Source organism: Parageobacillus caldoxylosilyticus NBRC 107762, assembly GCF_000632715.1.
In the GTDB taxonomy this organism is placed as follows: domain Bacteria; phylum Bacillota; class Bacilli; order Bacillales; family Anoxybacillaceae; genus Saccharococcus; species Saccharococcus caldoxylosilyticus.
This window is the reverse complement of record NZ_BAWO01000096.1, coordinates 1-8,586: the sequence shown is the minus strand read 5'-3', so window position 1 is coordinate 8,586 and position 8,586 is coordinate 1. Positions and strand designations below refer to the sequence as shown.

The window sequence follows — 8,586 nt, the reverse complement described above, 5'->3', positions numbered from 1 at the left end:
ACAAATGAGTTGATATCCCAAAACATAAGGATTTGTCGCTGTTTCTTTTAATAGATCAATAAGTTGAGTGAACTCATGCTCTCCACGGTTTTTCCAATATTTCCACTGTTCTGGTGACAAAGCAGCACCAATGTTAGTCGAGCCAATTAGATTTAACGTTTCAAAGCCATGTGATTCCATAAAAGGCTTAATATCTTCTATATTGATCAAATGATGAGTAATAATCAATAATAGTACGCATAAATTGTCACCCTTCTTCAAATTAAAATGACTCTTTCCCTTCGCATCTTTTAACTATTCTTGAGCCATTCTATGTGGTTCTGCAGCTATAAAAATAAATAACGGAAACTTGGAGAGCCAAGTTTCCTTTACTTATTTTGATTCTACCTTTGCCAATTTTGTCAAACCAATATTTTGATGTATGGAAGCCCATGGTCTATTATTTTCCCAATGAACTTTCAGCGCCAATTGAAATGTCTCTGATAAAAACTCATCTGTTAATACTTCCTCTTTTGGTCCTGCAGCTACAATTGTCCCTCTTTTAACAATAATACGTGTGTCACCGCTTCTACAATTTCTTCAATATAATGAATGACATATAGTACATGGCATTGCTGATGTGCCATAATTTCTTTCGTTAATGACAAAATCTCTTCCCTTGCTAACATGTCTAATCCTATTCACACTACCCCTCTATGTTTAGAATATTATAACAAATAAATTAATATTATGAAATATCCTAATTAATTAAGAAAATTGAGTTATTAGATGTGTCTGATGTTGATGATGGTTTACGTTTAACGGTAAAAAGCAATCGAGGGTTTTCTCCCTGCTGCCAGCATATTTCCTCTCGTCCGCATAATCGGTATATAAAATCATCCGCCAAATTAGGAGTGAGTGAAGTTGTTCATAACTGCACACTTATATTTCGCATAGATAAACTTGTTCTTTATAAAAACGCAACGATTTTTCCCACTTTTCAATGAGCCTCATCCATTCTTGGATATTTTCGCTTTGGTCCATTAGTAAAGCGAGCGGCACTTTTAAATTTAACAAACGGCCATTGATGATAAATCGAGTCACTCCAGCTGGAAACATCCATCCGTTTGTAACATAAGCTTCTATTGCTTCGTAGCTTATAGGCTGATATTTGATTAGCACATATCCTTTTGGAGGAAGATGTTCATCCTCTTTAGGAATACGAATGACAGGATACTGTTTGGAATAATAGGAAACAACTGTATGCCAATAGGCTAAAAGATCGGATTGAATATCCTCTAGATAGAGAAAATGTGATTTATTTTCAGAAGATACTCCTTCTACAAATATAGTTCCTTCTTTTTCTTCACGAACCCATGGCAAGGATGAATCATTCAACATTTTTTCATACCATTCCCCGGTTGAGATGAGGTGATTCCACGCTGTATTGGAAAAGTCTTTTTTCTCCACTTCCTGAACAGGAACTTTTCTACATCCGATAGCCCTTAATGCGCTTAAGCGATGAACTCCATCGAGTACTAAATAACTTCCGTCGTTTAGCTTTGTCACTAGTATTGGATGACGAAGAAATTGATCTTTCCTAATCTGTGTAATGGTTTTTTCAAGCCTAGACGGCTCATATTCTTCGTGTAAACGCAACTGATTAATAGGAACGAGTTTTAAAGAAGTGATAACCTCTTTCAAGAATGACTCCTCCTTTGATTAAATATGTTTATGTTGAAAATGTTACACGTTATGTATCTAAGTAAATATGCTTTGGATGAGGATGGCTCAAAAAATCATGGTGTGAAATTGCCCAACCATACGCTCCTGTGTAACGGAAAAGGATAATATCGCCAATCCGAAGGTGATGAACGAACACATCTTTGGCAAATACATCTTTTGGAGTACAAAGTTGACCTACGATAGTGATGTTTGTTTGCTGTACTCCTTTTCTTGGAAACGGATACGTCCATTTTTCAATCGGAATAATTTCAAATGGATGGTTATGCTGCCAAGAAACAGGAAGACGAAAGTGTTGAGTCCCCCCGCGTACGACTACAAATGTTTTTCCATGATTCTCCTTAATGTCTAATACTTCAACAGCATAATAACCACAAGATGCTGTCAAAAATCGTCCACATTCAAATATAAGCTTCGTATCTTGAAAGTTTTCTTTTTCTAGTAATTCTTTCAACCGGTTAGTAAAAGTATTCCAATCAAATTGTTGGGCCAAATTCTCATAATTTACCCCTATTCCACCTCCTGCATTTACATATGAAATAGACAAATTATATCTCTTTTTCCATTGTTTCACCTTTTGGATATATAGCCTAATTAACTGTAAATGACTATTGGCATCTAATTGATTGGAAACAGAATGAAAATGAAATCCCATTAATTTCAATGATGAGCGTGATAGTGCGAAACGAATAGCATCATCCATTTGATCCTCAGCAATTCCAAATTGTGTAGGTATTCCTGCCATATGTAGCGTTGCTGATGGAAATGGCCCGATTAAATTGACGCGAAGTAATATAGATACAGTAGTTTTTAATTGCTCAGCCATCCATGCAATTCTTTGTAATTCCTGAATGCTTTCAACATGAATCAGTTGCACTTGATGTGTGATGGCTCCTTTTATTTCATCATCTGTCTTTCCGGGTCCTCCAAATATGATTGGTACGGTAGGACTAATCGCTCTTGCTTTTTTAATTTCTCCTAATGACGCAACTTCAAATCCTGAAACCAATGGATAAACAGCTTTCAATATACTCGTTTCTGAGTTCGCTTTCATCGCATAAAACATCTCACAGTTCGCTGGAAGAGCTTCTGTTACCTTCAAAACATGATTCTTTAAGGTTTGTAGATCATAAAGATAAGCACAAATTGGCTGATCACTATTCACACTGAGATGCCTAATTGTTTCGATGACGTTATTCACTCTGACTCCCCTTTCTATATTCCTTTTTGAATTCTAAATTCTCTCTAAGTGTTCGGAAAAAAATGCCACGATCATCGCCGACCACAAAAGCTTGAACTCCGAGATTCAACCATTGGACAAAATCTTCATGTGCCCGAGGAATGGCACAAAAAGGAATTTGTTTCTCTATTGATATATGGAAAATTTTTTCGATTTCTTTCTTGACAATACTTGAGCGCGTTTGCCACGGCATTCCAAGTGATTGGGATAAATCTGCCGCCCCCTCTAAAACCATATCAACACCTGGAACAGATAAAATATCTGGTAAATTTTTTATTCCTTCTTCATCCTCAATCATGAAAATAACCATCACTTCTTTATTGGCTTGTTGAATGTATGAGGTTAACGATTCTTTGCCAAATCGAGCCGGTCTTCCACCGTTGAGACTTCTCATGCCGAGCGGAAAGTAGCGGCTCGAACGAACCGCTCTTTCCGCTTCTTCTTTTGTGCGAATATGAGGAACAACAACTCCTTTTGCACCTGCATCAAGCGCTCTTAAAATGGCCCCTTCACTGTTTTCACTTACTCTTACAAAAGGAGTTAAACCAGCCGCTTCAGCAGCTCTAATCATATTTTCTACTGTCTCAGGGTTAATAGACGCATGTTCTGTGTCAATGATGATGAAATCATATCCTGCATACCCTATCATTTCCACGATAAGCGGGTTAGGAATGGAACAAAACAGGCCAAAGACTTGCTTTCCATCTTTAAGCAGTTGTTTGACATGATTTATGAACATTGCTGTTTCATCTCCTCATAAACCACATACAATGGGTTTTTGACTTTCTGTATTCTTAATTCTGTTTCCGGGAACATTCTTCGTTTTGTCAACTGTTCGACCTGAATGGTTTCAGCAAAAAGAGGAAACAGCTGAAAACGTTCGGCAAGATGTGAAAAGCGCTGTTGATACTGAAGAATTACTTCAGCAACCATTTTCCAAAAACTCGCCTCCGGCAAATCGTAATGCTCTTCTAAAAACAAGCAAATTTCCGACAAATTAATGAAAAAGAAAGCGTCATGAACAAAATCGCGTACTAACAATAAATCATCCGTTTCAATAAATGAATTACGATTAACTCTTGCATGAATGTCCGGTGTTGGTCTTAATAATGGGCAAAGTGTTGGATCATTCAAACCCTCTTTTGAAAATCGAATACCATCGTGAAAATCTTTTAATGCTAAACGTGTCGGCATTCCATTTTTATGGATCAGTATCATATTTTGCGCATGCGATTCCATCGCGATACCATGCGCATACAGTAAATGGATCAACGGAGTAACGGAAACATTCAACATTTGTTTGACCCATGTTTCCAGTCCATACGTTTTTATCCAATCATCAATAAGCGGGCGTTGTTGATTGGTCATACTGCACATTGCTTGAAAAGGAAACGCTTCTTCATCCTCTTGTAAATAAGAGTGAATGCTTTCTCGCCAAATAGTGGATAATGCACCATAAGTCTTTTCTTTTTCGAATTGCGTAAATACATGTGATTGATAGGATATTCCCATCACTTCTCTTAAAAACACCGTCTTCCATTCATCTTTGAGATACACATCTTTTTCTTTTATTGTCTGCAGCCAGTCTGAAATTTTTGCCGCGTTCTCCACCGTATGCGGAGCTAAAATTCTGCTTGTTGAAGTATTGGTAATGCTTAATGCCAATTTTACATAGCATTTTTCTGGGCTGGTTTGATTGGTTAATGTCCGAATCGACTGTTGAGGAACGTATCGATCGGTTCCTTCTCCCAGCAGTATCAAACGTCTCTCTTCTATTTCTTTAAAGAAGAATGGAAGAATCATTTCTCTCCATTGCCAAGGATGCACAGGGATAAAATAGTAGTCGTTGGCATCTAGATGATAGGCTGTTATTTTTTGTACAAATCGTTCATAATCCTCTCCAAGTTCAGATTGGATAAATTCTTTATAATTGATAGCTTGAGACATGGATAATTCTATGACACTATGATGTGCTCCTAGCCATATAAGAGAAAAGGAAGGCTGAAAATCTGGTCCAAATTGCTCGTTATCTTCTAGGTTGAATCCGATTCTTGATTTATAGGAAGGATGATACGGATGTCCTTCCATTGCAGCACTTTCGATTTTGTCATAGGTAGCAGGTTGACGGTAATTAACCCTTTTCCACCGATATTGTGCCAACGCATCTTTTATTAATGTTTGGTTTAGCTCTTCAGCAAATGCTTTAAGTTTTGTTTCATCTGCCTGTATGTAAGGCGCAATTTCTTCTAGAAACAATGAAAACGAACGCGCTTCCTCTTCCACATGCCCACTTTTTCGAATGAGGGAGCCGCAAATTCGAATGCGTTGAAAACTCATTTTCCGTTCTCCGCCACATATATACGTTACCGGATTGCCATCTTTGTCTTTTCCTTTTATTTCAAATTGCACCCTTCCATTGTTTAAAGGATATGTTTGGGCTTTTACTATATTTTCATAGATTAATGATTCTACCAGTTGACGAAAGATTCTCCTCCGAACATTACGGTATTCTTGAGATTGAAATAACTGTTCTAATTCATAAGACCATTCTTCTTTACCTAGAATCATGACTTCCACCTCTATTTCTATAAATTGGATTTGGTATATGAACATATAAAGGAGTTTCGCCACGCTCTAAAAAGCGACTGATTAAATTCGCCTTGGCTGGCAAAGAAGGACTATCTAATAAACGGCCAACGGCACGCTTTAACATATCACTGGCAGTTTCTGTCTCCAGTTCAAGTAAAAAGTTTCGAACTACAGTCCATAACTGATACTCATCTAATTTATTTATTTTGGCTAAGCTGGATACGACATGACTGAGGTGATTGACAAAGAAATAATAAATGAATCGTTTCCATGCTTCTTGATCGCTATATATAACAGGACTCTCTTTTTCTATTAATCCCGAAAAATAACCAAGTTTGTCAGCATGCTCTCGTGAAATGCTAATTCCTTCAAGGTCGCGTACGTAACATTTCTCCGGCCAGCCATTTTTAAGTATGATTAATGAATTCTGTGCATGTGCTTCAATACTAATTCCTTTTTCTGCAAATAAGCATAAAATAGGTTTCAGTGTTACATGTAAATATTGACGCAGCCACTCTTCCTCATTATGATTGTACTGGCGGATTTGCTGTGCCAAAATGCTGCAATCGCTATTTGGGAGGTTTTCCAGTAATGAAGCGGCAACATATAATGATTCGTGTTCATTGATATTTATTTCCGCTGGCCCCTCCCGTAAAAGAACTGCTGTATTTTGAATTAATATCTCATTTTCTTTCTCTGTTAACATCGGGGAAAAAATCGCCCGAAAACCATGTTCTAATAAAATACCAAATGATGAATGGTTATCTTGTCGAAGTAATTTCTTGATCACTCTGCTTGCGTCGATAGTGCGTCGGATTTGTTCTAGTGTATTGGTACGAATAAAATTTGTAATTCGAATATGCAGCGGCAGCTTATAGAAAAAATTATGTGTCGGCACCCATACCGTGCGTACCGAAGCCGTTGGATACACCTTTCTTCCCATCTTTCCCAAGTCAATGATTTTCTTGGTTTCTATCCACTTTTTAATGAATGGAATCATTTTTATATAATTTGCCTGCCACGGGTGAAGAGGTAATAATCGATACTGATGATTTTCGTCTCCAATCTGGCTGCGAATATGGCTCTTCTCTTCTTCCGTAAACTCGTCCCCAAAATCTAATGCATGTCCATCAATAAATTCCTCGAATATTAAATCTTTTGCTACAGCGAAATAGTGCAACGTAAAGGAAGCACCTAATTCTGGAGCATAAAGCGGTAAATCGTACTCTGAAAAACCTTCTGAACTTTTTGGCGTAGGGTGAAACGGATGTCCTAACAACAATGATTGTTCAGACTGTAAAAATACTGGTTTCTTTTGACTACGCTCTTCCTGATGTATAGAATTTTTAAGATAAAGAGCGGTCTTATGGATGCTGTTTTCCATGTGAGATCGTAATTCTAGTTTTTTGCGATTACGTTCCGCTGCATCTTTCTCCAAAAAAGCCAATTCCTCTACAATTACATTCATTACTTCATCGGCATTTGCCGGCATCCATGTTTCATTTTCCAAAGGTTTTACATAAAATGTATCTTCATATTCGTGATGACCAGTTGCTGACCAAAATGAAAAATACCCTAAAAGTTCATACCCGGTCTGTTCTAACAATAGGTGAAACAATGCACCATCTTTTGTTTTTTTCAATGATAAATCATTACGCTCATTGATGATCCTTGGATCAAAAATCTCTTTTTCTCTTAGGTACGAATTTAATAAGCGTTGTACTTCCGCCATTTTTGCTAAATACATACTGGATTTGGTATGTAAACTTGTAAACACGTTGTTTCATTCCTTCCTCTCTTCTAACTTTTACCTATAGATGGATGTTTCATTTGATTAGCAACCCGCGGAAGAACAAAGAATGCACTAACAATCAATATCGCTCCCATAACAACAAATACAATGCTTGGAGAAAACATCCCGGCAATCGCAGAACCGCTCAATGAACCGGCAATTTGTCCTCCCACTAATAAGCTGTTGGTTGCCCCAATACTAACTCCTCGATTTTGTCCGTGAGAATATTGCACAACCACAAATACGACCGATTGAATTAATGCACTAAAAGTAAGTCCTTGGAAAACTCTCAACAACAATAAACTGATCATACTTTCTGTATATGCCTGCAAAATAATGCTTACGCCACATGCTAACGTTGCAATCACATAATTGATTTCTACAGATCGTTTATCATTTTGTTTTCCCCACCAAGGCGAGCTTATAAAGGTAGCTCCCCACATGGCAGCTTGTATGAATCCAATCCATGTTGCTGCTAGGTGAGGGGACTGAGAAATATTTTCAACATACGGCGCAAATGCCGTCACAAGACCAAACACAGCAAATTTTGCTGCAAATCCTGCCATAATAAATCCTCGTGTACATTGATGGCTAAAAAGAATATGAAATGTTTGCAACACCGTAAAATGCGTTTGTTTTCTAAGTTTTTCATTAAAGATGTTTTTCTTTGATTGTTCCGTGAGGGTAAAGGCAGCTACAAGAGCACTAATTCCCGTAAGAATCCCCATGGTCAAAAGCAGCGGCCGAAATCCCCATAAATCAACCAATATTCCGCCTAGTAAAGGTCCGACTAGTGCTCCTGCTGCCTCAGCACTCTGTAAATTTCCTAACGCTTTTCCGCGCTCATCTTTTGGTGCCTCCATGCTTACAAAAGCGCTGGACGCATCAACAATTCCGCCGAATGCACCTTGCATCACCCGAATAACTAGAAACTGAAGCGGACTTGTTGCAATCGCCATTAGCAGCAAACAAACACAAAGTCCGACAAGCGCACGCACAACCATCCATTTTCTCCTAAAGCGATCCCCTAATTTGCCCCAAATCGGAGACATAACAGCAAGTGATACAGCAGGAGCGGCAAGAGCTAAGCCGCTCCAAAACTGAATGGATTGCATACTAGTCGCACCCAGTTCTTTCATATAGAAAGGTAACAAGGGAACAAGAACGGTAAGACCTGCTATGGAAATAAACTGTCCACTCCATAAGACATAAAAATTCTTTTTCCATATTTCCTCCCTCTATA

Annotated in this window: 6 protein-coding genes and 2 pseudogenes; all 8 read right to left on the bottom strand. The window is 38.0% G+C overall.

All coding sequences use genetic code 11. The features are described from left to right. Positions 1–261: pseudogene (locus tag GCA01S_RS19750) on the bottom strand (hypothetical protein); the annotation flags it as partial. 111 nt (positions 262–372) lie between these two features. Then, positions 373–680 (bottom strand): annotated as a pseudogene (locus GCA01S_RS18405) (molybdenum ABC transporter ATP-binding protein); the annotation flags it as partial. A gap of 241 nt (positions 681–921) precedes the next feature. Further along, the gene (locus tag GCA01S_RS18400) at positions 922–1,683 is read right to left on the bottom strand and encodes a ParB N-terminal domain-containing protein (RefSeq protein WP_042412285.1); all 762 of its coding nucleotides are present in this window, start codon (positions 1,681–1,683) and stop codon (positions 922–924) included. A 49-nt stretch (positions 1,684–1,732) separates the two neighbouring features. Beyond that, a complete protein-coding gene (locus tag GCA01S_RS18395; protein ID WP_081804224.1) occupies positions 1,733–2,923 on the bottom strand; it encodes a type III PLP-dependent enzyme in 1,191 nt (396 codons plus the stop codon). Continuing rightward, positions 2,916–3,701, bottom strand: coding sequence for an HpcH/HpaI aldolase family protein (locus GCA01S_RS18390; RefSeq protein ID WP_042412283.1), 786 nt, complete (start codon positions 3,699–3,701; stop codon positions 2,916–2,918). The genes GCA01S_RS18395 and GCA01S_RS18390 overlap by 8 nt, the downstream gene beginning before the upstream one ends. Next, positions 3,692–5,530 (bottom strand): IucA/IucC family protein, encoded by a 1,839-nt coding sequence (locus tag GCA01S_RS18385; RefSeq protein ID WP_042412281.1) that lies wholly within the window; start codon positions 5,528–5,530, stop codon positions 3,692–3,694. The genes GCA01S_RS18390 and GCA01S_RS18385 overlap by 10 nt, the downstream gene beginning before the upstream one ends. Then, positions 5,517–7,328 carry an IucA/IucC family protein gene (locus tag GCA01S_RS18380; protein ID WP_017437161.1) on the bottom strand — a complete coding sequence of 604 codons (1,812 nt, stop codon included), beginning with the start codon at positions 7,326–7,328 and terminating at the stop codon, positions 5,517–5,519. Before GCA01S_RS18380 ends, GCA01S_RS18385 begins: the two co-directional genes overlap by 14 nt. A gap of 23 nt (positions 7,329–7,351) precedes the next feature. After that, positions 7,352–8,572 carry an MFS transporter gene (locus tag GCA01S_RS18375; protein WP_071997979.1) on the bottom strand — a complete coding sequence of 407 codons (1,221 nt, stop codon included), beginning with the start codon at positions 8,570–8,572 and terminating at the stop codon, positions 7,352–7,354. Positions 8,573–8,586: the final 14 nt, after the last annotated feature.

Bases quoted from the DNA above. Each gene is read 5' to 3' on its own strand.
- GCA01S_RS18390 (WP_042412283.1), bottom strand. From the start codon at position 3,701: ATGTTCATAAATCATGTCAAACAACTGCTTAAAGATGGAAAGCAAGTC.
- GCA01S_RS18385 (WP_042412281.1), bottom strand. From the start codon at position 5,530: ATGATTCTAGGTAAAGAAGAATGGTCTTATGAATTAGAACAGTTATTT.